Origin of the sequence: Clostridium sp. AF32-12BH (assembly GCF_003477935.1) — a bacterium.
Taxonomy (GTDB): Bacteria; Bacillota; Clostridia; order Lachnospirales; family Lachnospiraceae; genus Brotaphodocola.
In genome coordinates this window covers 1-26,375 of the sequence record NZ_QUEH01000010.1, presented here as the reverse complement: position 1 = coordinate 26,375, position 26,375 = coordinate 1, and the positions used below count along the sequence as shown (strand labels likewise).

26 protein-coding genes and 1 pseudogene are annotated in these 26,375 nt (G+C 45.0%); 15 read left to right on the top strand and 12 right to left on the bottom strand.

What is annotated here, in order from left to right; genetic code table 11:
- Positions 1–33 precede the first annotated feature (33 nt).
- The 3 genes from DWZ40_RS11135 to DWZ40_RS11125 all read left to right on the top strand — a co-directional run bounded on the left by DWZ40_RS11135 (position 34) and on the right by DWZ40_RS11125 (position 2,951).
- Positions 34–924, top strand: a complete 891-nt coding sequence (locus DWZ40_RS11135) for a LysR family transcriptional regulator (RefSeq protein WP_118543117.1) — start codon at positions 34–36, stop codon at positions 922–924.
- 108 nt (positions 925–1,032) lie between these two features.
- Positions 1,033–2,160 (top strand): aldo/keto reductase, encoded by a 1,128-nt coding sequence (locus tag DWZ40_RS11130; protein WP_118543116.1) that lies wholly within the window; start codon positions 1,033–1,035, stop codon positions 2,158–2,160.
- 251 nt (positions 2,161–2,411) lie between these two features.
- Entirely contained in the window at positions 2,412–2,951 is a 540-nt protein-coding gene (locus DWZ40_RS11125) for a hypothetical protein (RefSeq protein ID WP_118543115.1), read from the top strand.
- Between the two features lie 282 nt (positions 2,952–3,233).
- On the opposite strand, the gene DWZ40_RS11120 is transcribed toward DWZ40_RS11125, so the two are convergent.
- The 4 genes from DWZ40_RS11120 to DWZ40_RS11105 form a co-directional block, all read right to left on the bottom strand.
- Positions 3,234–3,821 carry a cytidylate kinase-like family protein gene (locus DWZ40_RS11120; RefSeq protein ID WP_118543114.1) on the bottom strand — a complete coding sequence of 196 codons (588 nt, stop codon included), beginning with the start codon at positions 3,819–3,821 and terminating at the stop codon, positions 3,234–3,236.
- A 13-nt stretch (positions 3,822–3,834) separates the two neighbouring features.
- Positions 3,835–5,202 carry an MATE family efflux transporter gene (locus DWZ40_RS11115; protein WP_118543113.1) on the bottom strand — a complete coding sequence of 456 codons (1,368 nt, stop codon included), beginning with the start codon at positions 5,200–5,202 and terminating at the stop codon, positions 3,835–3,837.
- Between the two features lie 143 nt (positions 5,203–5,345).
- A complete protein-coding gene (locus tag DWZ40_RS11110; RefSeq protein WP_118543112.1) occupies positions 5,346–6,638 on the bottom strand; it encodes an ABC transporter substrate-binding protein in 1,293 nt (430 codons plus the stop codon).
- 15 nt (positions 6,639–6,653) lie between these two features.
- Entirely contained in the window at positions 6,654–8,846 is a 2,193-nt protein-coding gene (locus DWZ40_RS11105; protein ID WP_118543111.1) for an ATP-binding protein, read from the bottom strand.
- A gap of 275 nt (positions 8,847–9,121) precedes the next feature.
- Here DWZ40_RS11105 and DWZ40_RS11100 point away from each other — a divergent pair, with 275 nt between their 5' ends.
- A complete protein-coding gene (locus DWZ40_RS11100) occupies positions 9,122–9,772 on the top strand; it encodes a DUF6198 family protein (protein ID WP_118543110.1) in 651 nt (216 codons plus the stop codon).
- Between the two features lie 94 nt (positions 9,773–9,866).
- Here the strand turns inward: DWZ40_RS11100 and DWZ40_RS11095 are convergent, their stop codons facing one another.
- From DWZ40_RS11095 to DWZ40_RS11085, 3 genes are all read right to left on the bottom strand, one after another.
- Positions 9,867–11,447 (bottom strand): AMP-binding protein, encoded by a 1,581-nt coding sequence (locus tag DWZ40_RS11095; RefSeq protein WP_118543109.1) that lies wholly within the window; start codon positions 11,445–11,447, stop codon positions 9,867–9,869.
- A gap of 76 nt (positions 11,448–11,523) precedes the next feature.
- Positions 11,524–11,997 (bottom strand): MaoC/PaaZ C-terminal domain-containing protein, encoded by a 474-nt coding sequence (locus tag DWZ40_RS11090; RefSeq protein ID WP_118543108.1) that lies wholly within the window; start codon positions 11,995–11,997, stop codon positions 11,524–11,526.
- 13 nt (positions 11,998–12,010) lie between these two features.
- Entirely contained in the window at positions 12,011–12,241 is a 231-nt protein-coding gene (locus DWZ40_RS11085; RefSeq protein WP_147354187.1) for a hypothetical protein, read from the bottom strand.
- Positions 12,242–12,268: 27 nt separating this feature from the next.
- On the opposite strand from DWZ40_RS11085, the pseudogene DWZ40_RS11080 reads away from it, so the two are divergent.
- Positions 12,269–12,602 (top strand): annotated as a pseudogene (locus tag DWZ40_RS11080) (C-terminal helicase domain-containing protein); the annotation flags it as partial.
- A 128-nt stretch (positions 12,603–12,730) separates the two neighbouring features.
- Here the strand turns inward: DWZ40_RS11080 and DWZ40_RS11075 are convergent.
- Complete coding sequence (locus DWZ40_RS11075) at positions 12,731–13,105, bottom strand: zinc ribbon domain-containing protein (RefSeq protein ID WP_118543106.1); 375 nt, start codon at positions 13,103–13,105, stop codon at positions 12,731–12,733.
- A 258-nt stretch (positions 13,106–13,363) separates the two neighbouring features.
- On the opposite strand from DWZ40_RS11075, the gene DWZ40_RS11070 reads away from it, so the two are divergent.
- Positions 13,364–14,719, top strand: a complete 1,356-nt coding sequence (locus DWZ40_RS11070) for an MATE family efflux transporter (protein WP_118543105.1) — start codon at positions 13,364–13,366, stop codon at positions 14,717–14,719.
- On the opposite strand, the gene DWZ40_RS11065 is transcribed toward DWZ40_RS11070, so the two are convergent.
- The 4 genes from DWZ40_RS11065 to DWZ40_RS11050 all read right to left on the bottom strand — a co-directional run bounded on the left by DWZ40_RS11065 (position 14,716) and on the right by DWZ40_RS11050 (position 18,687).
- Positions 14,716–16,074 carry an MATE family efflux transporter gene (locus tag DWZ40_RS11065; protein WP_118543104.1) on the bottom strand — a complete coding sequence of 453 codons (1,359 nt, stop codon included), beginning with the start codon at positions 16,072–16,074 and terminating at the stop codon, positions 14,716–14,718. The genes DWZ40_RS11070 and DWZ40_RS11065 overlap by 4 nt on opposite strands.
- Before the next feature lie 363 nt (positions 16,075–16,437).
- Positions 16,438–16,962 (bottom strand): flavodoxin family protein, encoded by a 525-nt coding sequence (locus DWZ40_RS11060; protein ID WP_118543103.1) that lies wholly within the window; start codon positions 16,960–16,962, stop codon positions 16,438–16,440.
- A 53-nt stretch (positions 16,963–17,015) separates the two neighbouring features.
- The gene (locus DWZ40_RS11055) at positions 17,016–18,059 is read right to left on the bottom strand and encodes a GGDEF domain-containing protein (RefSeq protein WP_182431718.1); all 1,044 of its coding nucleotides are present in this window, start codon (positions 18,057–18,059) and stop codon (positions 17,016–17,018) included.
- A gap of 115 nt (positions 18,060–18,174) precedes the next feature.
- Entirely contained in the window at positions 18,175–18,687 is a 513-nt protein-coding gene (locus tag DWZ40_RS11050) for a pyridoxamine 5'-phosphate oxidase family protein (RefSeq protein WP_118543101.1), read from the bottom strand.
- A 1,204-nt stretch (positions 18,688–19,891) separates the two neighbouring features.
- On the opposite strand from DWZ40_RS11050, the gene DWZ40_RS11045 reads away from it, so the two are divergent.
- From DWZ40_RS11045 to DWZ40_RS11000, 9 genes are all read left to right on the top strand, one after another.
- The gene (locus DWZ40_RS11045; RefSeq protein ID WP_118543200.1) at positions 19,892–20,980 is read left to right on the top strand and encodes a hypothetical protein; all 1,089 of its coding nucleotides are present in this window, start codon (positions 19,892–19,894) and stop codon (positions 20,978–20,980) included.
- Positions 20,973–21,290 (top strand): hypothetical protein, encoded by a 318-nt coding sequence (locus tag DWZ40_RS11040; protein ID WP_007037474.1) that lies wholly within the window; start codon positions 20,973–20,975, stop codon positions 21,288–21,290. Before DWZ40_RS11045 ends, DWZ40_RS11040 begins: the two co-directional genes overlap by 8 nt.
- Positions 21,283–21,999 carry a hypothetical protein gene (locus DWZ40_RS11035; protein ID WP_118543100.1) on the top strand — a complete coding sequence of 239 codons (717 nt, stop codon included), beginning with the start codon at positions 21,283–21,285 and terminating at the stop codon, positions 21,997–21,999. The genes DWZ40_RS11040 and DWZ40_RS11035 overlap by 8 nt, the downstream gene beginning before the upstream one ends.
- 182 nt (positions 22,000–22,181) lie before the next feature.
- A complete protein-coding gene (locus tag DWZ40_RS11030) occupies positions 22,182–22,496 on the top strand; it encodes a YdcP family protein (protein ID WP_002578441.1) in 315 nt (104 codons plus the stop codon).
- A gap of 21 nt (positions 22,497–22,517) precedes the next feature.
- Positions 22,518–22,895 carry a YdcP family protein gene (locus tag DWZ40_RS11025; protein ID WP_118543099.1) on the top strand — a complete coding sequence of 126 codons (378 nt, stop codon included), beginning with the start codon at positions 22,518–22,520 and terminating at the stop codon, positions 22,893–22,895.
- Positions 22,896–22,933: 38 nt separating this feature from the next.
- On the top strand, positions 22,934–24,331 hold the full coding sequence (locus tag DWZ40_RS11020) for an FtsK/SpoIIIE domain-containing protein (protein WP_118543098.1): 1,398 nt from the start codon (positions 22,934–22,936) through the stop codon (positions 24,329–24,331).
- Positions 24,332–24,494: 163 nt separating this feature from the next.
- Entirely contained in the window at positions 24,495–25,706 is a 1,212-nt protein-coding gene (gene mobT, locus DWZ40_RS11010) for a MobT family relaxase (protein ID WP_347560081.1), read from the top strand.
- A gap of 51 nt (positions 25,707–25,757) precedes the next feature.
- A complete protein-coding gene (locus tag DWZ40_RS11005; protein WP_002570387.1) occupies positions 25,758–25,979 on the top strand; it encodes a hypothetical protein in 222 nt (73 codons plus the stop codon).
- 109 nt (positions 25,980–26,088) lie between these two features.
- Positions 26,089–26,375: antirestriction protein ArdA (locus DWZ40_RS11000; protein ID WP_243035316.1), on the top strand; the 287-nt coding region annotated here is incomplete at its 3' end.

Genomic DNA, 26,375 nt, shown 5'->3' with positions numbered 1-26,375 from the left:
AACGGCTAATCTGCCATCTGCAAAGGAGAAATCATGAACAGTCTGGAAATACAATACTTCCTCACCATCGTAAAACACGGCAGCTTCACGGAAGCCGCCCAGGTTCTTTCGGTGAGTCAGCCCGCGATCAGCAAACAGATCCGGCAGTTAGAAGAAGAACTTGGCTGCAGCCTTTTTACCCGCTCCGGCCGCACACTTTCCCTGACCCCGGCTGGCCAGGCTTATCACGACTACTTTCAGCAGTGTCGTTTTCAGCTTGATCTGTTAAAAAATAAGCTGAACGCGCAGAAAAAAGACGGAATCAGCATCATTCGGATTGCTTATCCGGATGATGTCGATCCGTCTCATTTTCGTACCCGTTTTCTTGATGCTGCAGCTTCTATATTCACACCAGTACATCTGGAGTTTACCTGTTATCCAGAATCAGAACTACCAGAAATACTGGAGCAGGGACGCTGCGATCTAATTCTGACCGCAGCGCCACCAGTCTGGAGCCGGTTTTCTGATAGCGGGAAACTTTTTACCGATGAAAATCCGCTGTCTATACAGCCATTTGCTGAAATTTCCCAGGTGCTCCTTTATGCCGCATCCTGCCCAGAGTCGACAGATATTTCCTGTTTCCAGGACTCATCCTTTTTATTACCAGAACACGATGTATCTACCTGGAAAATCCAGAATCTCTACCACTTTTTCAATAAACTTGGTTTTGCACCAAAAATCCGGTCAGCGGCCAACTTATCCACAATTTTAGACCTCGTTGCACAAAACGAGGGGGTATATCTCACCCATGCATGGTGTCGTGCCTGCAAAAGTGTGGATTATCAGGCGCTGCCGCTGCCAGTTTCCCAAATCGTTTATCTAGGCTGCCACAAAACCAACAGGAGTTCAGAAACATCTGAATTATTTATCCAGCTTGCAACTTGAAAAGGTGATATTGAAGACAGATTATCAAAAAATCCTTGACGTAAAGTCAACTTCGGGTTGTAAAATATAATTGATTATCATTAACAGCACCCTAAGGAGGATGAGAACATGAGTGATCTGGGTCGTGATATTAAGAAACTCGGCTTTGGCCTGATGCGCCTGCCGAAATTAGACGAAAAAACGATTGACGTAGAACAGACAAAACAGATGGTAGACATGTTTATGGATGCCGGATTTACCTATTTCGATACCGCATGGGCTTACGCAGGCTCTGAGGATGCCATCCGCCAGGCTCTGGTAGAGCGCTATCCGCGTGAAAGCTTCCAGCTCGCTACCAAGAATGCCGCATGGATCAACTGCAAGACAAAAGAGGAGGCTCACGCACAGTTCGAAACCTCTTTAAAGCAGACCGGAGCAGGCTATTTTGATTTTTACCTGCTCCACAACCTCGGAGAAAGCCGCACAGAGTTCTTCGACCGTTTTGATCTGTGGAACTGGCTGCAGGAAAAGAAGCAGGAAGGCCTCATCAAACATCTTGGTTTTTCCTTCCACTCTACCCCGGAAGAGCTGGAGGCAATCTTAACTGCACATCCGGAAATGGAGTTCGTACAGCTGCAGATCAACTATGCTGACTGGGAGAACCCGGCCATCCAGTCCAGAGCCTGCTATGAAGTAGCAAGAAAGCATGGCAAGCCAGTCATCATCATGGAGCCGGTCAAGGGCGGCATGCTGGCTACCCCGCCGGAATCCGTTGCCAAGATCTTAAAAAATGCAGAACCGGATTCTTCCGTTGCATCCTGGGCAATCCGCTTTGCTGCAAGTCTGGACGGCGTTATCACCGTACTTTCTGGCATGAGCAACATCGCACAGATGCAGGATAACTTATCCTACATGAAAGACTTTACCGGTCTTACCGATGCACAGAAAGAAACTCTTAAGAAAGCACAAGAGGAATTAAACCGCATCCCGTTGATCCCGTGTACCACCTGCAATTACTGCGCAAAGGTATGCCCGATGGAAATCGGTATCTCCGGTTCCTTTACCGCCATGAACTACTTAACTCTCTACGGCGATAAGGCAAGTGCCCTGCACCAGGAGAACTGGCTGGTAGACAGTCACGGCCGCAAACGCGCTGACCAGTGCATCAAATGCGGTAAGTGCGAAGCAGTCTGCCCGCAGCATATCGCGATTCGCGAACACCTTGATGAGGTTACTGCGAAGCTATTGGCTGAATAAACAATATCACACAGTAAGTATCAAAGGGGCGAAAGTTCCTGCAGCCACCATGCATGGCGGCTGCAGGAGCTTTCGCCCCTCGTTCATTGTTAGCCAATATTGTTTATAATATGATTGTGAAACAAATGTTCGCATGATATACTAAAAAAGGAAAGCACTCATGACAGGAGTGGCTGCTTTCTTTTATAGTTATTATAAATACCTCTATATGAAAAATCAAGAAAAAATTCAAGAATGGAGATGACTAACATATGCCAAACACGACAACTCAAAATCCTGCAACCGGAAGCCAACTGGAATTAACCAGCCTGACTACCGAATATGAAAACCAGTTTGACCGCAGCAACAAACTGGATAATAAAGTCTATATCACCATTACATTCTGCGGATTCTTTTTTGTATTTATTATTGGCTTGTTTAATGGACTTTCCCAACTGGAAAAGCCTCAGGATGGACTGCAGCTTTTTGTCTCTGTATTATATATTTTAACCTGCATTGGCGTGATGGGTGCATATGCTTTTGTCCTGGTATTTTTCATGCGTCTGTTGCAGCCCGAGCAGATTACCCGAATGGACCCGGATATCATGCGGAAAGAACATTTCGAAGAAATGGAAGAAGAGGCGGCAAGGCTTCGCCTGATCGCATTGTACCGGGAAACCGTGAATGGAAATCTGGTGAAACTTCACCGCCGCTGTGATGAGTTTGTGAAAGGATTAAAATTTATTGTACCAACTGTATTGCTGGCTTTTGCATGCTACGCGCTTCAGATTATTCTGCAGATTGCATGGTAAAAATAAATAAATTGTTACTTCAGATAATCCCCCACCGGCGTAGAATTATACTGCTTTTTGATCTCGATCACGATCGAACCATCCTCATTTGTCACCTCGGACACAATCTTATACTGCGCACGAAAATACTTTTTCAGTATGCATAAGAATGAAAAAACGAGACCGTTCACTCAGTAAATTTGAATGAAACGATCTCGTTTTTCATGTAAATTGTACTTGGATTTGTACCTTAATTATTCCCTGTTTTTTTCAAAAATGTAAGTGATTTTTTGTTTCTCACACTCACTTTGCACACTCTATGATCATGCTTTCGCAGTGCTCATATCCAAGCTCTGAACTGTTCAATGCCAGCGCATAATTGCTTGCCATTCCCCATTTCTGCTCGGTATAAAAGTTGTAATTTGTCCGGCGCCGCTTATCGATATCTTCCATCATCTTCACAGCTTCCGCCTCTGTCACATGGTACAGACGGCTGATCCGCTCTGTTTTCTCCGGCATATTTCCATGAATAAAAACATTCAATACATCACTCCGGCCCTTTAATATAAAGTCCGCATTCCGGCCAATGATGACACAGGATTCTTTCTCTGCAATATCTAAAATCACCTTCCTCTGTGCCTCATAAACAATATCCCCCATGGATTTCCCGGTTGCGTCACGCCCGCTAAACGCATACGCAAACAGGCCTTTTCTTGGGGATAATTCGCTGCTTTCCAGAACATATTCCGGGGATAATCCGGCATGCTCCGCAATCTTGCCGATAATATCCTTATCATAGTATGCGATTCCCAGTTTCTTCGCCACTTCTTCGCCGATAAAACGACCGCCGCTGCCAAATTCCCTGCTGATCGTAATGATTCGTTTTGCCATAGTATTTCCTCCTTTATGCTAATTTACCAACCTTCGTTTTCCGTATCCGCTGTAAAAATACATATCCCACCACGCAGGACACAAGCTCTGTGATCGGGAATGCCCACCAGATCAAAGAGACTCCTGCCTGGCCGTTCCGCACAAATACAGAGAAGATTCCCGCAAGCGGCAGAATGATGATGAGCTGTCTTAAAAGGGAAATCACCAGAGACTCTATACCGCCGTCCAGTGCCTGGTAAATGCCCTGATACGCCACATTCATTCCCGCGAAAATGAAACTGATGGAAATGATCCGCATCGCACCGATAAAGGATTCTCTGGACTGTCCGGCGTTAAATAACGTTGCAAATGCGCCTGGGAAAAATTCAGTGATCGCTACACCAAAGATCATCAGCACAAGGGTATACAAAAGACCATACTTGATGCCATCGCTGATTCTCTTTTTGCTGCGCATTCCGTAACCAAATGCAATGATCGGCGTAATGGCATCGCGAAGTCCGAATGCCAGGAACAATACAAACTGCTGCACCTTATAAAACAGGCCGTATGCCGTCTGCGCAGACGGACTGAATTTTAAGATCAGGTTCATAGCATATACCATAATGGACATCAGCGCCTGCGCAATGATCGCCGGCAGTCCGATGGAATAAATCTCTGCGATGATCCGCATATCCGGCTTCATATACTTTATATCATGCTCAAACTCATGATCCAGTCTGAGATGGAAGATGAGCAGAAGTACCGCAGAAACCACCTGGCCAATGACTGTTGCATAAGCAGCACCTCTTACCCCCATTTCCGGTACCGGTCCAAGACCGTAGATCATGATCGGATCCAGAATGATATTGACAACTGCACCAACGACCTGACCGATGGTAGAATAAAGAGAGCGTCCGGTTGCCTGAAGCAGTTTTTCAAACAGGGAAAAGAAGATGATTCCGAATGAGACTACACAGCAGATCCGCAGATAGCTGATTCCCATGGAAAGGACCTCCGGGTCTACTGTCTGGGAAGAGATATAGGCACCCACACCAAACAATCCAAACAAAAGACAGACTGCATAAATGATCACGCCAAGAAACAGACTGTTGCCTGCGACCTTTGCTGCCTTTTTGCTGTTTCCCTGTCCCAGTGTCCTTGCAAGAAGCGCATTGGTTCCAACGCCTGTTCCGACTCCGATCGCAACCATAAGCATCTGCACCGGGAATACCAGCGTCAGGGCATTCAATGCCGATTCGCTTCCTGTTTTCATATTGCCGACGAACGCACTGTCCACGATGTTGTAGACAGCCTGCAGTGCCATGGATAAGATCATAGGGATTCCCATCTGGATCATGAGCTTATTCACTGGCATTTCTTTCATTTTGTTACCTTCTGACATTTCGTCAAATCCTCCTGTTCCTTTCTTTTTCCATAAATAAAAAGAACGAGCAGCAAAAACTGGATTTACGCAGTTATTGCTACTCGTTCGCCACCTATTATATTGCCTGTTTTTCAAAAAGTCAAAGGGCTTTTTCCGTATTTTTACTCCTGCCCCATATCCCGGTCACATACATCCAGAAATTCGGTTACCGCATCCTTTGCAGAAACATACTCCCCTGCCGCATATCCTGTCATACAGGAATACCACGCCTCGACGATATTCGGCGTAACCTCGCCCAGGTTTACACTGCCATCCTTAATGAACTCTGCATCCAGGACCTGTTTATAATTCTCAGTGATGCTGCTGTTCTTTGCCACAGACGGAACTCCTTTGATGTTTGCCATCTTGTTGATTTCCTCCTCCGTGGAAAGGAAACGAATGAACTCCATTGCATAATCCAAATGGCTGCCGTCCTTGTTCACCGCAAATCCACACCACGGTTCACGGTAAACGTATGCCCCGTTCTCTCCGGTCGGCGGGTAAATAAACGTGTAAGAAAAAGGTTCCTTCTGGAATGCTTCGGATTTGGATTCCCGTTTTTTCATTCCACCGACCTTTTCGGTATTGCATACCCAGAATGGCACATCCCCCTCCAGGAAACGGAGGATTGCCTGGTCATAATTATCCTTCGGGTAACTGTCATTGACCGCAGGATCTGTATAACCGCCCGCAAGAATTTCATCCACAAGCTCCACGGCTGGCATAACAGCCGCTTCGGCTGCTGCCCGGTCTCCCTCCTGCAATGCCTTATTCAGTGGCTGCCCGTCACAGAGACCAGAAAAGATCTGATTTGCCACCAGCTCCGCATACACCTTTGCAGTTGGTCCCTGAACAGGATTGTATCCTTTTTCCTTTAACGCAGAAAGCACATCCAGAAATTCCTCTCTATTTTGGGGAAGTGCCAGACCTTCTTTTTCCAGAAGGGATGTATTCACGATCATCCCGTAAATATTTTGTCCCATGGGAATGGCAAGCTGCCTGCCGTCAATACAGGATGCAGAAAGCATCTGCGGGTCTATTGCACTGAAATCAACATCTGCCTCCGACAGATTCACGCAATATTTTGCAAGTGCACTATCCTTTGGAGTTAATAATTCACTGGAAGTCATAATAACATCAACGTTGGGATTTGCCTGCAAATATGCCACCTCATTACTCCCGCCTACCTGCTGGTAGGTATACGTGATATTCGGATAAAAGCGGTTAAAATCGCTCATGACCTGATCCAACGCCTCAAAATTCCCAAAATAACCAATCATATCCAGCTGGATTTTTGCATCCTTATCCATTCTCGGTGTAAATCCCGTTTCCGGTTCTTTCTTTGCCGAACATCCAGACAACAGCAATGATGCTGCCAGTGCCGCAGTCACCATACCGTGTGTAAAACTTTTCATATCGTAACTCTCCCATTAAAACATTTTATTTTTTATCTTTTTCAGATAATTCAAAAGCACGATAGTATCGATCGGCTTTGCCATATGGCCATTCATTCCACTGGAGATGCAGGCCTGTACATCCTCCGCAAAGGCATCTGCCGTCATGGCGATCACCGGAATATTCCGAAGGGCGGCCTCGTCTAAGTTCCGGATCCGCTGGCTGGCCTCCAGACCATTCATTTCCGGCATCTGTACGTCCATCAGAACTGCATCATACGTTCCTGCAGGATTTGCCAAAAGCTGCTCGATACAGAGCCTTCCGTTTTCCACCCGCTCACAGGTAACCCCGAATTCTTCCAAAAGTATCTCAATCACTTCCCAGTTTAACTCGTTGTCCTCTGCAACCAGCAGATGAAGACCTCTTACATCATCATCTTCCAGATGTCCCTCCTGCTTTGTCACAGGCTGCTGATCTACAATTGGCAGATTCAGTCGAACCGTAAAGGTCGTTCCCTTCTCAACCTCACTCTCGCAGGTGATCGTACCGCCCATCAGATCAACCATCTGACGCACAATCGCCAGTCCCAGACCAGATCCCAAAGTCCGGTTTACCTGGGTATTGATCTCACGCGAAAAAGACTGATACATCCGGTCCTGATATTCCGGTGTCATGCCGATTCCCGTATCGGATACACAAAAGACCAGGCAAGTCAGCTTCTTATCCGCCTCTGCCGGCTCTTCCCCAAAACGCATGGTAATGCTGCCGCCATCCGGGGTATATTTCACAGCATTTGACAGAAGGTTCATATATATCTGATTAAGCCGGATTGGATCGGCCAGAACAACCGGATGCGGCAGCGCATCTTTCTGAATGGTAAAATGCAGATTTTTCTCCCGGATCTGCAGCGCCAGCATATCGTCCAGCTCTTTAAAAAATTTCTCCACCAAGACCTCCGAAGGAGTCAGCACAAACTGACCGCTCTCGATCTTTGAGATATCAAGGACATCGTTGATCAGGGTCAGCAGGCGTTTTCCAGATGTCATCGCTTTATCCAGACACTGCGTCACATACTCCGGATCCTGCACATGGCTTTTCGCGATCGACATCATGCCAAGTACCGCATTCATCGGAGTCCGGATATCGTGGGACATGGAAGAAAGAAACTGAGTCTTTGCCTCACTGGCCTCCTGCGCCAGCTTTGCAGTCCTGCGAAGACGCTGGTTTACCTGACGCAGATAAAGTCCGTCCAGAAGCACCAGGGCCGCCAGCGTTCCACAGATCAGGACTACGATCAGCCAGGTGCCATTCTCCGGCTGCAGCTCATCCAACCGGATCACACCAAGGATATCCAGATTGGAATTGCCACCAAAGGACGAATAATACCACAGACAGTCCTCATTCCTGAAATTTTTATAGCAGAGTACACCATGATCGGTGCTTTCCAGTTCTTTTTGGAAACTGTCCACCTTGTTGTAATCATCCTGGAAATTATAGCCCCGAATATATTCCGGAAACGAAATTGATTTCATGGATGGAGACTGAATCACATAACCGCCTTTTGTTGTCATGATCCCGACCTCGGCAGACTGGTATTCTGCCGGAAATACCCAGGTCTTTTGCAGTACATTTGTCGGAATGGCCCGCAGCAGCAGAAAATCTTTCGTCCCATCTTCCGTCTGCAGCGTGATCCGTGCCCCGACACTGACTGCCGGTGAAACCGTTTCATCCAGCTGATACCGCCCGACCACCGTAAACTTCGGCGCTGTGCCATTGTACATCTCCCACATGGCATCCAGCATGAGCTGCTCCCAGTCCTTTAACTCGCCCTGGAATCTGTGATAAGTATCGATCTCATCATGACCAGCCGGATAGCTTGCCGACCAGGCATCAAAATTTTCCATATCTACAATATGAACATACCGCCCCGGATTGGTGTTGATAGACCGCAAAAAGTCCAATGCCTCTTCCCGCGTCATCTGCCGGTCGTTGATGTAGAATGCCCAGTTTTCCACATAGCCCCGCTCACTGTCCAGATAATTCTGGGAAACGGATTTCATGGATTCTACCGTGGAAATAAAATCCGCCTGTTTTACTTCGATCTGCGAAGTGCGGACATGATACGCATAGATCAGGGAGACAGCGACTGCAACGAGCATGAGCACGATATTTCCAGCCCATAAGGCTGCTTTATACAATTTTTCTGTATGCTTGGTATACAATGCCATGCTCCTTCCCCCTTAGCCGTATTTTTGGTTGTGCATATGCGTCTGGCAGAATCTGCTGCCAAATCTATCTTCATTGCTGTTCACTCATGCACAACCCAAATTCTCCCCCCAAAAACGTAGAATTCCCTAATATAAATAGTAACACCACCACACAAAAAAGTAAATGCGTTCATTGTTTCAAGTATAAAATCGTAGTATCCTTAATAATAACGTAACAGCAATAAACAAAATTTATCAAAAACCTGCAAAAAAATTTACAAAGGAGGACTTTTTCCATGCCAACACTTGCCAAACGCTATTTTTTCTTTATTCTGGGGCTGATCATCAACTCTTTTGGCGTTGCCTTCATCACCAAAAGCGCCCTGGGCACCTCCCAGATTTCCAGTATTCCTTATGTTTTAAGCCTAAAATTCACCATGCTGACCTTCGGGCAGACCACGTTCCTGTTTAATATGATCTTCATTGTCATGCAGATCGCGATCCTGAAAAAGGATTTTCACCCGATCCAGTTTCTGCAGGTTCTGGCCAACATTCTGTTCAGCTTCTTTATTGATATCAGCATGCTCGTGCTGGCATGGCTGAACCCGCAGACACTGCCACTGCGCATCTTAAGCCTACTGATTGGCTGCGCGATCCTTGCCATCGGGATCAGCGTAGAAGTCGCTCCTGATGTCATCAAGGTTCCGGGTGAGGGCATTGTCCATGCAATCTCCCGCGTATCCGGCATCGAATTCGGTAAGGTCAAGATCCGGTTTGATGTTACGTTGATCATCATTGCGATCGTACTGTCATTCCTTTTCTTCCAGCGCTTAAACGGCGTCGGACTTGGCACCATTGTATCTGCCATCCTTATCGGGCCAATGATCTCCTTTGTGAACCGGCATCTGCTGGGGATTGAAAAGATCCGTGGGCTGGCTGGGCAATAAATGAAAAGAGATTTTGCACTGACAACTCATTTCAGATGTATGGCAACAAAAAAATGGCAGGAAATATCCCCACTGCATATTTCCTGCCTAATATTTACTTTTTTCCCATGCAAATCCGTTCCTGCACAAGCTTTTTTAACTGTTTTATATCAATTTTCCCGCTTGCATTCATAGGAAGTTCTGTAAATTGCAAAACATGTGCCGGGACTTTATAATCTGCCAGTCTGGATCTTACAAATGCCTGAAGCGCTTCTTTTGATATGGGATATCCTTGCTTTGCTACAATGCAAGCTACGATTTCTTCCTGCAATACTTCTGCTGGAATTCCTATTACCTTAACTCCATCTACACCATCAAATAATCTGATTACCTCTTCAATTTCTTGTGGTGCGATATTTTCCCCAGCCCGAATAATCATTTCCTTCAAACGTCCTGTTATACGAAGTCTCCCGCATTCATCCAAATATCCGATATCTCCCGTCTTTAACCATCCATCTTCTGTAAACACTTTCTTGTTTTCTTCCGGCTTCTTATAATATCCCTGCATAACATTATATCCGCGAACCTGTATTTCTCCACATACGCCTGATTGACCGTTTTCTTCGTAGTCCAGTGAATTAATTCGAATCTGTATATGCTCTAAAACCTCCCCCTCCGATGTTGCCTTATTTTCTATACTGTCCTCCCAGTCTGCTATCGAGATACATGGTGCGCTTTCCGTCTGACCATATGCCGGCTGCAGATGCATTGAAGAAAAGCGTGAACAGATTTCTTTATACTCCAATGATGTTACAGCAGAACCTGCAATAATTCCTGATTTTAAATCTTTTCCTTTTCTGCTTTTGTGTTCCTGCTTGCGGATCAGTGCCAAAAACATGCTCGGCACTCCATTTAACACACTGCAATGATTGTTTTCTATAGCCTCCCACACGTGAAGCGTATGAAAATACGGAATAATATGCATACACATACCGCTGACCAGACAAGCAACAATTCCAGCAGTAATTCCAAAGCAATGAAACAATGGTACCGTAATACACATTTTATCTGTTGCATTCCAGTGCATAGCCATGGCCACGGCCCTCGCATTATTCACAATACTATAGTGACTTAGCATGACACCTTTCGGCATACTGGTTGTTCCAGACGTAAAGATAATGCATGCTGTGTCCCCCGGATTCACCAATTCCCTCATTGCTGAAAACGAACTGCAGCTCCCTAATTCATGGTTTTCTATCCACGCTCTGTCATTCATTTTATTCATTGAAATAAAATATCTAATTCTTGGTAATTTTTTATGCAAATCTGCAATCATGTCTGCATAGACACAATCCTTGTAGCCAGTCCCATAATATAAGATCTCCACATCTGAATAGTCCAGAACTTTCCGAATCTCTTCCACTTTGTAACAGGTATTCAAAAGTACCGGAATGGCCCCTCTCTTCATTAAAGCCAAAAAAACAAATACCCAGGCCGCACTGTTTTCGCTCCAGATTCCTACATGCCTTCCCCTTTTTATATCCAAACTTTCCATCTCAAACGCAAGTGTCTCAGCAATCTGATTTAACTGTGCATAGGTGCAGCTCCATGCGTTCTCTTCTATTGCCATATGATTTTCTTTATTTCTTGCCTCTTCCTCCAAATACTGCCCAATCGTTTTTTCTATCAATTCCATATGATATTCTCCATATAAAATGAACTCCGCTGCCTGATGAAAGATTCTCAGACAGCGAAGCTCAAAAATTGATTTTTTACAAACTTGCTTTTTCAGAAAAAATCAGAAAAACAAGACGTTCCTCTGCTACCTGTTCATCACTCTGGTTATAAACATATACACGGAACGTAACCACGCCTCTACCAGGCGTTTTACTTGGACGTTTTTCCTCTACGACTAACTTGCAGTAAATAGTATCCTCAAATCTTACCGGCTCCTGATAACTGATTTTCATATCAAGCAGCGCTGTTGCCGTACCTTCAAACATTCTCGTCTGTGCCAGCAAACCTGTACTAACAATAAATGTTACATTTCCATATGCAATTCTTGAACCATAAATCGTACTCTTTCCGTAAACATCATTGGTATGGGTAGCGCTCCAATCACCAGATAAACCTGCAAAATTTACAATATCTGCTTCTGTAATCGTTCGTGCTCCAGTGATAAATTCGTCTCCTACATTCCATTCATCATAGGTTTTCCCAGGAAATACATAATCTTTCATCGCCATAAGTATCTTCTCCTTATTCCATATGTTCACGGTCAGTCGCCATCAAAATAACCCAGGTTCCATCCATAACCATTTCTTCCTTCTGATTAAAGACAGAAATACGATATGTTATAATTCCACGTCCTGGTTTTCTTGATAAACGCTTTGCAGTCGGAGTCATCGTGAGATAAATCGTATCTCCCACGTATACCGGTTTTAAGAAGCTCATCTGCTGATCCAGTAGTCCAATATAGCTTCCATCCACCCAGAGCGTCTGGCAATCCAGCCCATGCAGTTAGTTGAAAGCTTCGCCACAAACGATGTCCCGGTATTCTGCATCTCCTTAAAAGCCGGCGGAACCGGCCTGAACCTGACTGCTGCTGACATCGTCATCCACTACGATCCGTGGTGGAACGGTGGCAGCCCAGAACCAGGCAACCGACCGTGCGCACCGCATCGGCCAGGAAAACACCGTAACCGTTTACGAACTGATCGCGGAACACACCATCGAAGAGCAGATCCAGAATCTTCATAAGAGTAAGCAGGACCTGGCCGAAGAGATTCTCTCCGGAGAGGGAATCAGCAGCATCCTGATTGACCGGGATGAGATTTTGAAGCTGCTGTAGGATCGGTGAATTTGAGAAATAGGCTGACCTGTAACTACTGTCATTAACTCATTAACAATTGCTTTGGGATGCTTCACAATCAAAAAAGACGTCAGATCCACTTTTTCGGATCTGACGCCCATATTTTTCTAAAACCGGTTCCCGCACTTCGGGCAATACTCAAAATCTTCTGTTGTCTCATAACCGCAATGATCGCAATGCCGGTGTCCATATCCACTGGTTCCCTGCTGCACCATCGTCAAATGCTGCGGCAGAATCTCCACCTGTTCCCCACGCGCAATCGCCTTTCCGATTTCCGGATCAAGCTCATACAGCGTATTGCAGCAGCTCATCTGCACATAATAGTGCCGGTTCCACTTCAAGCATGGGATAAAAAATAACGACAACACCGTATACGTCATAAAGACCTGGTAGCGCCCATACTTGCCGCATACACTGCAGATGACGGTCTGCGTAAAATCAAGCTGCTTTCTTCCATCGGTAATTCCCATCATAAAAAACATAGTGTCACTTCTTTTCTTAATTTATAGTGTAATCATTATAGCTGTTCTCTTTACACAAATGCAACCTCATTTTATGTTCCGGTTTCGTTACTGTTCGCTCGTTGCGCAAACCGCTCACGATTCATGGCTTACCTGACATCCGATTTTTTTGCAATTACCCTATGTACTTTTCTTTTACCTTGTTTTATAATACATCCGATTTGAGATTCCTCATAAATCACAGGAAACTTTCCGCACGAATATACACAAGGAGATATTATGCAAAAGAATGACATCAAGGACCTGACCGTCGGTTCCCCGATGAAGCTGATCTTAAGCTTTGCGATCCCGATGCTCTTCGGGTTCCTTTTCCAGCAGTTTTACAACATGGTCGATACCATCATTGTCGGTAAATGTCTGGGCATATCAGCCCTGGCAGCGGTCGGCTCAACGAGCTCCATTAACTTTATGATCATCGGCTTCTGCACCGGCGCATGCAATGGCTTTGCAATCCCGGTAGCCCAAAAATTCGGTGCCGGAGACTATAACGGGATGCGAAAATTCGTAGCCAACTCCGGCTGGCTGTCCGCAGTCTTCGCCGCAGTCATGACAACCATCGTCGGTATCCTCTGCATGAACATTTTGCAGTGGATGAACACGCCGGAAGATATCATCCAGGGGGCTTACGATTACATTTTCGTGATTTTCCTCGGAATTCCTGTCACCTATCTTTACAACATGCTCGCAGGCATCATCCGAAGCCTGGGAGACAGCAAAACACCAGTTTATTTCCTGCTGCTTTCCTCCCTCATGAACATCGCCCTGGATTTCTTTACGATCCTTGTGCTCGGCATGGGAGTCCGCGGACCGGCACTGGCTACCATCATCTCCCAGGGAATTTCCGCAGTGCTTTGCCTGATCTACATGATCCGGCATTATCCGATCCTGCATATGAAACAGGAGGAATGGAGACCGGACAGCCACATGCTCCGCTTCCTCTGCGGCATGGGAATCCCGATGGGGCTCCAGTATTCCATCACGGCGATCGGAAGCGTTGTGCTCCAGACCGCGGTAAACTCGCTTGGCTCCATGGCCGTGGCAGCAGTTTCCACCGGAAGCAAAGTCAGCATGTTCTTCTGCTGTCCGTTTGACGCACTCGGCGGTACCATGGCAACCTACGCAGGCCAGAATGTCGGTGCCAAAAAGCTGGACCGCGTAAAAGAAGGACTGAAAGCTGCAAGTCTGATCGGGATCATCTATTCCCTGATCGCATTTGTGGTCCTGCTTTTCGGCGGCAAATACATTGCGCTTCTCTTCATGGACGCAGGGCAGACCGAGATTATCGGCAGGGTAGCCACGTTCCTGGCCGCAAACAGTATGTTCTATATCCCGCTGACCTTTGTCAACGTCGTCCGCTTCACGATCCAGGGAATGGGATTTTCCACGTTTGCGATCCTGGCCGGAGTCTGCGAGATGGCTGCACGGTCACTCGTCGGCTTCTGCCTGGTTCCGGTATTCGGGTTCCTTCCGGCGTGCTTCGCCAGCCCACTTGCGTGGATCTTTGCAGATGCGTTCCTGCTCCCGGCATTCTTCCACTGCCTGAAAAAATTGAAGATTCTGTTCGGAGAAAATTAATCATCGGAGGTGCCACTGGCACCTCCTCTTTTCTTATTCAGCCACATCATAAATCCCACACACAAAACCAGCTGCAGCGCAGACGACATCGGCGTCGCCAGCCCGATATGAAACAGAGATGTCTTCGGCTGGATACTCACCAGATAAGACACCGGCACACGGACACCAAATGCCCCAAGAATTCCCTGGATCATCACAAATCTTGTTCTGCCCATGCCATTGTAAAATCCGGTATAACAGAAGAAGATAGACGTAAACAGGCAGTCGATCGCATATGCCTTCAAATAATCAGCTGCTGCTAGAACCACTGCCTCATCCGATGAGAAAATACCGGCCATGCGGTCTCCATGGAAGAACGTAAGCGCAAACATGCACACACCGATCACAAAGGACACTGCAATTCCATAATGCAATGCTTTTTTGGCGCGGTCCATGCGTCCGGCGCCATAGTTCTGCGCCACAAACGCCGACATCGACTGCATGAATGCCGATGAGATCAGCATGATAAACGCACATACCTTCTCTGCCACGCCGACTCCGGCAGATGCCGTCACCCCCATCGCATTCACGATAGCCAGAATGATCAGAAACGACATGCTGACCAGAAGATCCTGCAGCGCGATCGGCACACCAAAGCTCACCATCTTCCGCAGATAAACACCGTGGATCCGGATATTCTCCTTCTTCATGGTAAACGGTAAGTCCTTCTTCTGGATAAGAAAGAAAGACACCACCACACTCACAACCTGCGCAAACACCGTTGCGATCGCAGCGCCTTCCGTTCCCATGCGAAAGCCAGCACACAGAATCAAGTCACCGACAATGTTGCATACACAGGCAATTGCCACTGTGACCAGCGGTGTCTTCGAATCGCCAAGTCCGCGGAAGATGCAGCCGATCAGGTTATACGCAACGATCACCAGCATACCTCCGCCGCAGATCCGGATATAATCCACAGTCTTGTGAAACGCCTCCTCCGGTGCATTCATCGCACGGCTGACCTGAGGGGCAAATGCCACAAGAATAACCGACAATGCCACCGCAATTCCCGCAAACAGCAAAATCGCCGTTCCTACCGTGTGGCCTCCCTCTTCCCGTTTTCCGCTTCCGATCTGCTGTCCCAGCAAGATCGTGGTTCCCATCGCAAAGCTGCTGATCAGGTTCGTCAGTGTTGTCATGATCTGCGAACCGGTCGATACCGCGGATACATCTGCGGAGGAAGCAAACTTTCCGACGATCAGCAGATCCACCGCACCGTACATTGCCTGCAAAAACAGCGCCAACAGGACTGGAAATGCGAATAAGATGAGCGGCTGCAAAATTTTCCCTTCTGTAAATGATGTGGTTCTCTCCATGAAATTTTCTCTCCAATGTTGATCATTTATTTTTTATTCTGTGGAGCGTGTTTTTCCACGCTATAATTTCCTCTGAAATCAGCGGATATGCCACCAGCACCTTCTTCGATATGCAATGCAATAAAAAAGCCGGATAAGAAAGCAGATATTTCAACCTGCCATCTTATCCAGCTATTGTTTCTGCATCAGCAACGGGTCTGTATCACCCGGTTACTTAAATGGAACAAATCACCCTCCGATGAACGATTCTGATTATACAATATGCATTTTTTCTTGTCAATTTGCAATGCAAAATTTATATTGCCATCTTAACCTGGCGGTTACTGTTCACACGTTGCGGTTTGCCAAACACGTAAGCAGCAGTTACAACTGAGCCCCCAATTCTTCCAGTTCCTTCATTACCGCCTCATTCTTCGCCAGTTCATCTTTCCCATTCGCACTATATCTCTTCTGAAAGCGCATATCCCATTCCAGGTATTCAGACATACATGCAAACTGTTTCTCAATCAGATCATACTGATCATGATTTACAGGCGCACCGCCTGTAACGATCAGACCAGTCTTTTTGCCCTTCAGCTGCAGACCGCGGCAATAACACTTATCAATCACCAGTTTCAACTGTCCGGTAATTCCCCACCAGTACACCGGTGTCGCAAATACGATCATATCCGCCGCCGCGATCTGTTCAATCGTCGGATTGGTATCATCCTGGTCAACACAGCCCTTATAGCACTGACAGGCGCCACAGCCTTTACATGGACTGATGTGCCGCTTGTCCGGCTGAATCACCTCGATCTCATGATTCTTAGATGCTCCCTTGATCAAGGCATTGATTGCCGTTAAGGTATTGCCCTTTCTGGCACTTCCGTTAATAATTACAATTTTCATTGGTAATCCCCCTTTATCACAACATTATCATTTTATAAGCATATCTTATGTTGCTACACGTCATATACCACATGTCTTTTTCCTGTGTTTTTTGCCTGATACAGGCGCTCATCCGCATAGTTGAACAGCTTGACCAGCATATCTTCCCCATGAAAGACCGAAGCACCGCCACTGAATGTCAGCGGCTTCCCTTTGGAAGACATCCCATACTCTTTAAAATCATCCGCACAGCCGTTTAAAACCTGCTGTATCTTATTCTGGTCTGTCGTGTGGAACACCAGCATAAATTTCTCCCCGCCAAAACGGGTCACAAGTCCTTGTCCTTTCATATGCTTCAGAAGAATCTCCGAAAATGTCTGCAATACCTCGTCTCCAAACATATGACCATACGTATCATTGATCTGTTTAAAATCATCAATATCCAGCAATACAACCGAAAAAGCATTTTCTCCGTCCGCCTTCTTCTCCTCCAGATACTGGGGCAGATAGCGGCGATTATACAGGTGGGTCAGCGGATCCAGATTTGCCATCCACCGCAGGTCCTTTGTCATCTCCTCCAGGCACTTCTGCTGCCTTGTATACTGCTTGAGAAGAGTACTCAGCAGCATCAGAATACTGCTGCCTGCGATCAGGAACGTAATAACCACCGAGCTCATATTCTCTTTTCCCGCAAATGCAGCAAAGAAAGCCGGGTCGCGCTGCCTCCATACAATGAATACCAGATCAAACAAGATCAGGGCACTGGTTCCCTTCATCCGCCATTTATCCTCCAGAAACAATGTTGTTGCCACAATTCCCAGAACCATATAAGACAAGCGGTAAAAACCATAGCTGCAATAGAGCACCGAAAACTCAATCAGATCGCAGATCACCAGGATCAGAACGACCGGAATTTTCGTTTTCTTTGTCTTGATACCATAGGCACTTGCCGCATAGATGATCACGGCACAGAAAAGCGGAAACAGCGTAGCTGCCGTCATGCCATATAACAGCATATTCGTCAGGTATCCAAGCGTATTCGCAATGCAAGCTGTCAAAGCCAGTACATAAAACAACCGGATCTTTAAATCAATGTTTTCATCATAAAATATATTCATTCCGATTCTCCACATGGCTACAGTTCACGCAGGCGTGTTCGGTAACCAGATTTTTTTGTACGGCATATTCTAGCATAAATTATGGAGATATTGTAGAGAAAATGACGATTTTTTCTCAAAAATAAACATATTCCTGGCGGCTCCCGTATCCGTCTTTCTTGAAATCCGAGTTCAGAAAGTCAATCCGCTCCGGCACAATTTTAATCAGGTTCATGACCTCCGGAAGCTTTTTTAACATCTCAATCGGGATTTTCTTAAACTCTGCCGCTTTCAGATATTCTTCCGAAAATGGTTCTACAATCTCTGCAACGCCCTGAACCTGCATTCCCTTTAATTTTGCAAACCCGGCATACTTGTCAAAGATTGCGAGACATACATTCTTATTCTGCTCCAATCCCAGGAACTTTTCGCCGCCCTCCGAAAACATCCAGAATGCGCCGTCGTGGTATGTATACTCGATCGGAGTGTTTCGGATCTGGCTTCCGCTTCCCGTGGCGAGTGCACAGGTATCGTTCGTCAGAATATAGGTTTCCATTGCCGCAAACAGTTCTTCCTGCGGCATCTTAACGGAAGCCGCATCGATTGGTTTCCAGTGGTCTGCGGCTTTTTTATAGTCTTCATGATTCATGCTTATTCCTCCCTTGGAGCTCATTTTCTTGTAATCAGTTTTACGATACCATAACAATGATAACTCTGTTTCCTTATTAAATTACCTATATTATACCGTGTATGGGGTCGGATATCGATGCTTTTTTGACCAAGATTTGTGATTTATGTTTCTTTCACGCGTTGTGTAAAACTCTTCTGTTCTTCCATCAAACCTCCATATAGTAAAATAGAAGAATGACTTCACAGCCATCCTTCTACTAATTTTTCACAGTTTATCCTGCAATGGGAATGGGTTTTCGGTCTCCATCCAGACCACTAGAACAGGTTTTAGGTCTCTGTTCCGACCTTATAAGTATCTCTTTTAGATTACACTGTAGCTTTGAAATAGTCAAAGAAAATTTATGCTTCTTCACCCAATTAAGTCATGATAACATTTTCTTTCGAGAATTAACCTCTAGCCAGGTTGTGGTAAATGTCAAACCCTTATAAAGCTCATAAGACACTGCTCTCTGGTACAATACCTTACTTCACAGCTTGACAGACACTCAGGTTGCCTGTCTCTAATATTAGATTACCTAGCTTCTGAAAATATGTCAACCAAAATCTCTAACTACATTCCTTATTTAAGTCAAGATCGGATAAAGACCGCATCGACCAGCACCAGAAAAACAAATGGCAGCCAATAATTCCAAAAAACAAAAACGACGGGTGTCTTACCCGCCGTTTGGTGGACCCGGGTCTTTCGACCAGCCCAATATAAATAGAGTTTCGCTCATTGCTGCAAAAACTGTTCCCAGCGGGAATCGAACCCACAACTAGCGCTTAGGAGTTCTAAATGTCCTTTCGCAGCAAGTAGTTTCTAACCTCCTGTAATACCATCTAACACCTTATAATGCAGGAAAAGCGTGAGGTCTGTGCGGAAGATAGATTCACGAAATATCCTGTACTGGTAACAAAAGTGTTAGCAACGTGTTAGCTGGTTCAAATCCGGCTTATAGACCATTTATCAAGATTATACGATACTCTTTTCCTTAATGCAAGGAGTAGACGTTTTATGTGAAAACATGAAGCGTCTATTTTTATATATGCAACACCACCAAAACTTTTATCATTATGTATATATCGAAAATCCTATAAAAATTTTGATTTGTGCATGGCTTTTTGTACTTATATCAAGTATAATCAAGATAACGAAAGATATATGCACAGAAAAGAGGGATTGTATGCAGTTAAATAACTATTTAGAATATCTTGAAAAAACAGTAATGGCTTATTCAGATAAAGTAAAACGCCATTTAGTAAAACAATTCATTCAGCACGGAATTGCGACTAAACAAACAGATACTTCGGGACAGTTATACATAGAGGGGCTAGAAACTGTAGATATTTCAGAAAAAACATTATCTGAACAGCTTGTAACCTGCATTCACCAGAGCAAAAGAGCTGGATATGCTTTAGAAAAATGGGAGTTTTTAAAAGATTATAAGTATTCCGTTATTTTTACTTGTGATGATTTTTCATCAACGTTAAAAAAGGCACAGGAAATCCTTCCTCTTAAAGACACTTATGAAAATGATTACTTATATACATCTTTCGTAAAGCCTGTTGCATATTCTATGGATGGATACTATTTTCTGAAATTTAATTTGGCATATGCGGCTATTCATCCTCTCACACAGGAAGAATTTTTAACTAAATATCCCTTTTTAGTTGTATTTCACGAAAAAGGAGAATTGATAGAATTTCGTTTTGATGTTTTAAAAAGGGTCTTTTTATCCGACAAAAAAGAACCGACTATATATTCCAACTTAATTGCAGAAATGTCTGATTATTTTAAAGAGCATTTTGCGTGCGATTTGATTCCGCTAAATTTAGACTTTATGGTTAATGTATGCAAACGTGATGAAAATGTAAAACTTATTGCTCAATCCATGAAATTACCTAATGGTGGAAACGCACAACTGGATGTTGGTAACAATCAAGAATATATATTACCATTTATCGGTGAACTACGCTCACTATTAAATGACAATCAGGCTGAATTAGAGAAAGTACCTGATTTCAGAGAAGCCTTAGAACAATTTATGTTTGAAATGGAAGAAATGTCCGATTATCCTTGGATTGAATTATTATGGGAGAACGAAATAAAAACACGAAGTAACCGTGTTAAATTCGTTTTCAATTACATGAATAAATCTTATTGTTTAATACAATATTACTATAGTAATGTGCTAATTGGAATGGAGCGAATGAATTATGTTATCGAATACATTGTCAATCATAGAAATGACGATACAACGCAAAATGAATAAAAACATAGATAGCATTGCCTTAACTAATTTTTTCAAAAATTATAGAAAAAATATGTGGATTTATCCTGGCGTTTTGAAAAGAAAATTTTCCTTATCTATTCCTGAAATCTATGATTTTTTATCTGAATTGGAAAAGCAAGGAATTTTGCAAAGTTATTATGAACTATATTGTAGTAATTGCCAAAAATCTATGGGGACAGTACGTTTGTTTAATGAGTTACCAGAAACTTTTGAATGTGAACTCTGCCATAGCGAACTCTCCTCAATAGAAAATTCATTTTTAATATATATGGTGGTACGTGATGATTGATATTATGCCAGATGATAAAGAAATTTCTAAGGCATTAAATGTCCTTAATAGTATATCTGATACATTAAGATATGAAAAAATTTGTGAAATTAGCGAAGCCCAAAAAAATACTTATAAAGAGTTACTTGAAAAATTCAAACAGCTTCATGACATTTCCCTTACAGACAATGCACCTAAAAATTTACATAACTTAAAGGGCGAAGCTTTAGAAAATTTAGTTTCGTATCTCTTAACTATCTCTGGAAATATTTTTAATGTAGATAGAAACTTACGAACTTCAACAAATGAAATAGACCAAATTGTTACTTTAACTCCTCAAGGAAAAGTTTTGTTGACATATCATCTGATTGACCCAAAACTTGATACCTTTTTAGGAGAATGCAAAAATTACGACAAAGCCGTTAGTGTTACATACATAGGAAAATTTTGTAGTTTGCTTTTGACAACCAACATAAAAATAGGCATTTTATTTTCGTATTATGGTACTAGCGGAACCGGATGGAGTAATGGTGCTGGACTAATAAAAAAATTTTATCTCCATAGGGAGAAATTGGAAGATAAATATTGCATTATTGATTTTTCTATAAAAGAATTTGAAGCAATCCTTAACGGTAAAAACCTATTACAGATTATAGATGAACAATTGAAATCTTTACAATTTGACACAGATTATTCCCGTTATCTTTCAAAACATCCAGCAGAAGACTAAAAAGTTAATAAGTATTTCCCTTATAGACGTTCAAAACTGAGCGTCTATTTTTTTACCCTAAAACCAGAAAGGATGTGATACCACGAAGAAATCACCACCGCCGGAGCGTTCCCCTCCGCTTCCAGACCAGAACCCAAAACCAACTATCAAACACAACATTCAGAAAGGACAGGTACATCTATATGGAATTAAAATTCGTTATCCCCAACATGGAAAAGACATTCGGCAACTTGGAGTTTGCCGGAGAAGACAAAACAGAACAGAGAAGAATCAATGGACGCATGGCGGTACTCTCCCGCAGCTTCAATCTGTATTCAGACGTACAGAGGGCGGATGATATTGTGGTTATCCTCCCTGCCGAAGCCGGAGAGAAACACTTTGACTTTGAAGAACGTGTAAAGCTCGTCAATCCCCGTATCACCGCAGAGGGCTATAAAATCGGCACAAGGGGCTTTACCAACTACATTTTGCACGCTGACGATATGGTAAAAGCGTAAGGAAAAGGAGGACATCAGACTATGAGATTAGCAAACGGAATCGTGATTGACAAGGAAGCAACATTCGGGGCATTGAAATTTTCTGCCCTCCGCCGTGAGGTTCACCTCCAGAATGAAGACGGCTCGGTATCAGAAGAAATCAAGGAGCGTACCTATGACTTAAAATCCAGAGGACAGGGGCGTATGATTCAGGTTTCCATCCCTGCCAGCGTGCCGTTAAAGGAGTTCGATTACAACGCAGAGGTGGAACTTATCAATCCAGTGGCAGATACCGTGGCAACGGCTACCTTTCAGGGAGCAGAGGTGGACTGGTACATCAAGGCAGAGGATATTGTCCTGAAAAAAGGGGCTGCCATGAATCCGCAGACACCGAAAAAAGACGCTCCCCCTGCAAAATAACAGATAAATAAGAGAAAAACGAAAGGAGGATTGTTCCCATGAAGCAGCTTTTTCCCCGTGGAAAACGTATCCGTCCCACGGATAAAGACCTTGTGTCCCATACTGCCCTTGCCGCCCTGTTCCCTGTCTTCCTGCTGGTTGTCCTGCTGTTTCATACAGGGCAAATAGCCGGAACCAACTGGCAGGAAGTGTCCCTCTCCCAGATAATACAGGATGTAAACATCCCTTACCTGTTATTCAGTATGGGCGTGGCAGGGCTGGTGTGTCTTACAGCCGTTCTTCTGTTCTGGCGATACCGCAGGGACGAAGTAAAACAGCTCATCCACCGCCAAAAGCTGGCAAGGATGGTATTGGAAAACAAGTGGTATGAATCGGAACAGAGAAAGGAAGACGCTTTTTTCAAGGACTTGTCTTCCAGCCGTTCCAAAGAAACCATTACTTACTTTCCCAAAATCTACTACCGGATGAAACAGGGCTTGCTCCATATCCGTGTAGAAATCACCTTGGGGAAATATCAGGAACAGCTCTTAAACTTGGAGAGAAAGCTGGAAAGCGGCTTGTACTGTGAGCTGACGGATAAGGAATTAAAGGATTCCTATGTGGAGTACACCCTGCTCTATGATACTATTGCCAACCGTATCTCCATTGAGGATGTACAGGCAAAGGACGGCAGGCTCCGGCTTATGCAAAATGTCTGGTGGGAGTATGACAAGCTCCCCCATATGCTCATTGCCGGAGGAACCGGCGGCGGAAAGACTTACTTTATCCTGACCCTCATTGAAGCCCTGCTCCGCACTAACGCCGTCCTGTTCGTGTTAGACCCCAAAAACGCCGACCTTGCGGACTTACAGGCGGTTATGCCGGATGTGTACTACAAAAAGGAAGATATGCTCGCCTGCATTGACCGTTTCTATGAAGAAATGATGAAACGCAGCGAAGACATGAAGCTCATGGAGAATTACCGGACAGGGGAAAATTACGCTTATCTGGGGCTTCCTGCAAATTTCCTTATCTTTGATGAATATGTGGCATTTATGGAAATGCTCGGCACAAAGGAAAACGCTGCTGTCCTCAACAAATTAAAACAAATCGTTATGCTTGGGCGGCAGGCAGGTTTCTTCCTGATACTCGCCTGCCAGCGTCCGGACGCAAAGTATCTGGGGGATGGAATCCGTGACCAGTTTAATTTCCGTGTAGCTCTGGGGCGGATGTCGGAAATGGGCTATGGGATGATGTTCGGGGAAACCACAAAGGACTTCTTCCTCAAACAGATAAAAGGGCGTGGCTATGTGGATGTGGGAACCAGCGTTATCTCGGAGTTTTACACGCCCCTTGTACCAAAAGGACACGATTTCCTCAAGGAAATAAAAAAGCTCATAGACAGCAGGCAGGGAGTGCAGGCGGCGTGCGAAGCGAAAGCCGCAAAAACGTACTGACCTGCTGTGGCTGGTGTGCCGCAAGGCACGCCAGCAGGAACCCCTCATATCTAACAGAGGGGTACAAATCGACAGGCAACAACCAAACAACAGGGCAGAATCCCACGGTACACAAGGGATTTTCCCATATCCGGCGTGTGTCAACAAGGCTCTGAAAGTTGACATACGCTTTTTTAGACAGGAGGGATTTTCACTGAATGAAGAAACATGGGTACGGGACATCAAAGAAAAACGGGAAGTTTACGGTATCTCACAACAAAAACTTGCCCTAGCTGCCGGAATCACCCGTCCGTACCTGAGCGATATTGAAACGGGCAAGGCTCACCCATCCGAAGCATTACAGGAAGCCATCACGGAAGCTCTGGAACGCTTCAATCCAGACGCTCCTCTTGAAATGCTCTTTGATTATGTTCGGATTCGTTTTCCCACTACGGATGTGAAGCATATCGTGGAAGACGTGCTTCGGCTAAAGCTCCCCTACTTTATCTATGAAGACTACGGCTTCTATTCTTACACAGAGCATTACTATCTGGGGGATATTTTCGTTCTGGTATCGCCGGAACTGGAAAAAGGGGTGCTGCTGGAACTGAAAGGGCGTGGCTGCCGCCAGTTTGAAAGCTATCTGCTGGCACAGGAACGGAGCTGGTATGAGTTTTTCATGGATGTTCTCATGGAGGACGGCGTGATGAAGCGGCTTGACCTCGCCATCAATGACAAAACGGGAATCCTGAACATTCCCCATCTGACAGAGAAGTGCCGGAATGAAGAATGTATCTCGGTCTTCCGCAGCTTCAAAAGCTACCGCATCGGCGAACTGGTACGGCGTGGGGAAAAAGAATGTATGGGGAACACCCTGTATATCGGCTCCCTCCAAAGTGAGGTGTACTTCTGCATTTACGAAAAGGACTATGAGCAGTACAAAAAACATGATATTCCCATTGCGGACGCAGAGGTAAAGAACCGTTTTGAAATCCGGCTGAAAAATGAGCGTGCCTTTTACGCCATCCGTGACCTGTTAGAACACGACAATCCAGAACGGACAGCCTTTCAAATCATCAACCGCTATGTCCGGTTCGTGGACAGGGACGATACGAAGCCCCGTTCTGACTGGCGTATCAGTGAGGAATGGGCGTGGTTTATCGGGGAACACAGGGGAAGCCTGAAACTGACAACGAAACCGGAACCCTATTCCTTTGAACGCACCCTGCACTGGCTCTCCCATCAGGTAGCCCCCACGTTAAAGCTGGCTCTCCGTCTGGATAAGCTGAACCACACCCAGATTGTCCATGACATCATCACCCATGCAAGGCTGACGAAGAAGCACGAAAAAATCCTGAAGCAGCAAGCCGCCGCTGCAAAGGAGGTGGTGCTTTAACGGCGGCAATCTTGAAACCTAAGGAATCTTACAGGAAAGAAAGGAGCTTTTATGAATTTCGGACAGAATCTTTACAACTGGTTTTTATCCAACGCCCAGTCCCTTGTGCTGCTGGCAATCGTGGTGATTGGACTGTACCTCGGATTTAAGAGGGAATTTTCCAAACTTATCGGTTTTTTAGTAGTTTCCCTTGTAGCGGTTGGTCTGGTCTTCAATGCGGATGGTGTAAAGGACATCTTACTGGAACTGTTCAATAAGATTATCGGTGCATAGGAAACCCTTGTTACACTTCCGCTATGGAGCAAGCTCTGATTGCTTCATGGTGGAAGTCCACTAGGGGCTTGGGGAGCGTAACTCCCCAAAACCTTAACAGAGAAAGGACATGATACTGATTGAGGAAATGAGAATCTACATCCTGAACACCACACGGTTTTACCATGAGGATTTTGAGGAATATCCTGGGGCATGGTTTTCCTGTCCTGTGGATTTTGAAGAAATCAGGGAACGTCTTGGGGTTCAAAGTGAGGAAGAAATCGAAATTGAAGACTATGAGCTGCCCTTTCCATTGGAAGGCAACACAAGGCTCTGGGAAATCAACGCACTTTGCCGGATGATACTGGAAATGCAAGGAACGCCCCTCTATTATGAAATGGATGTGGTACAAAAGCG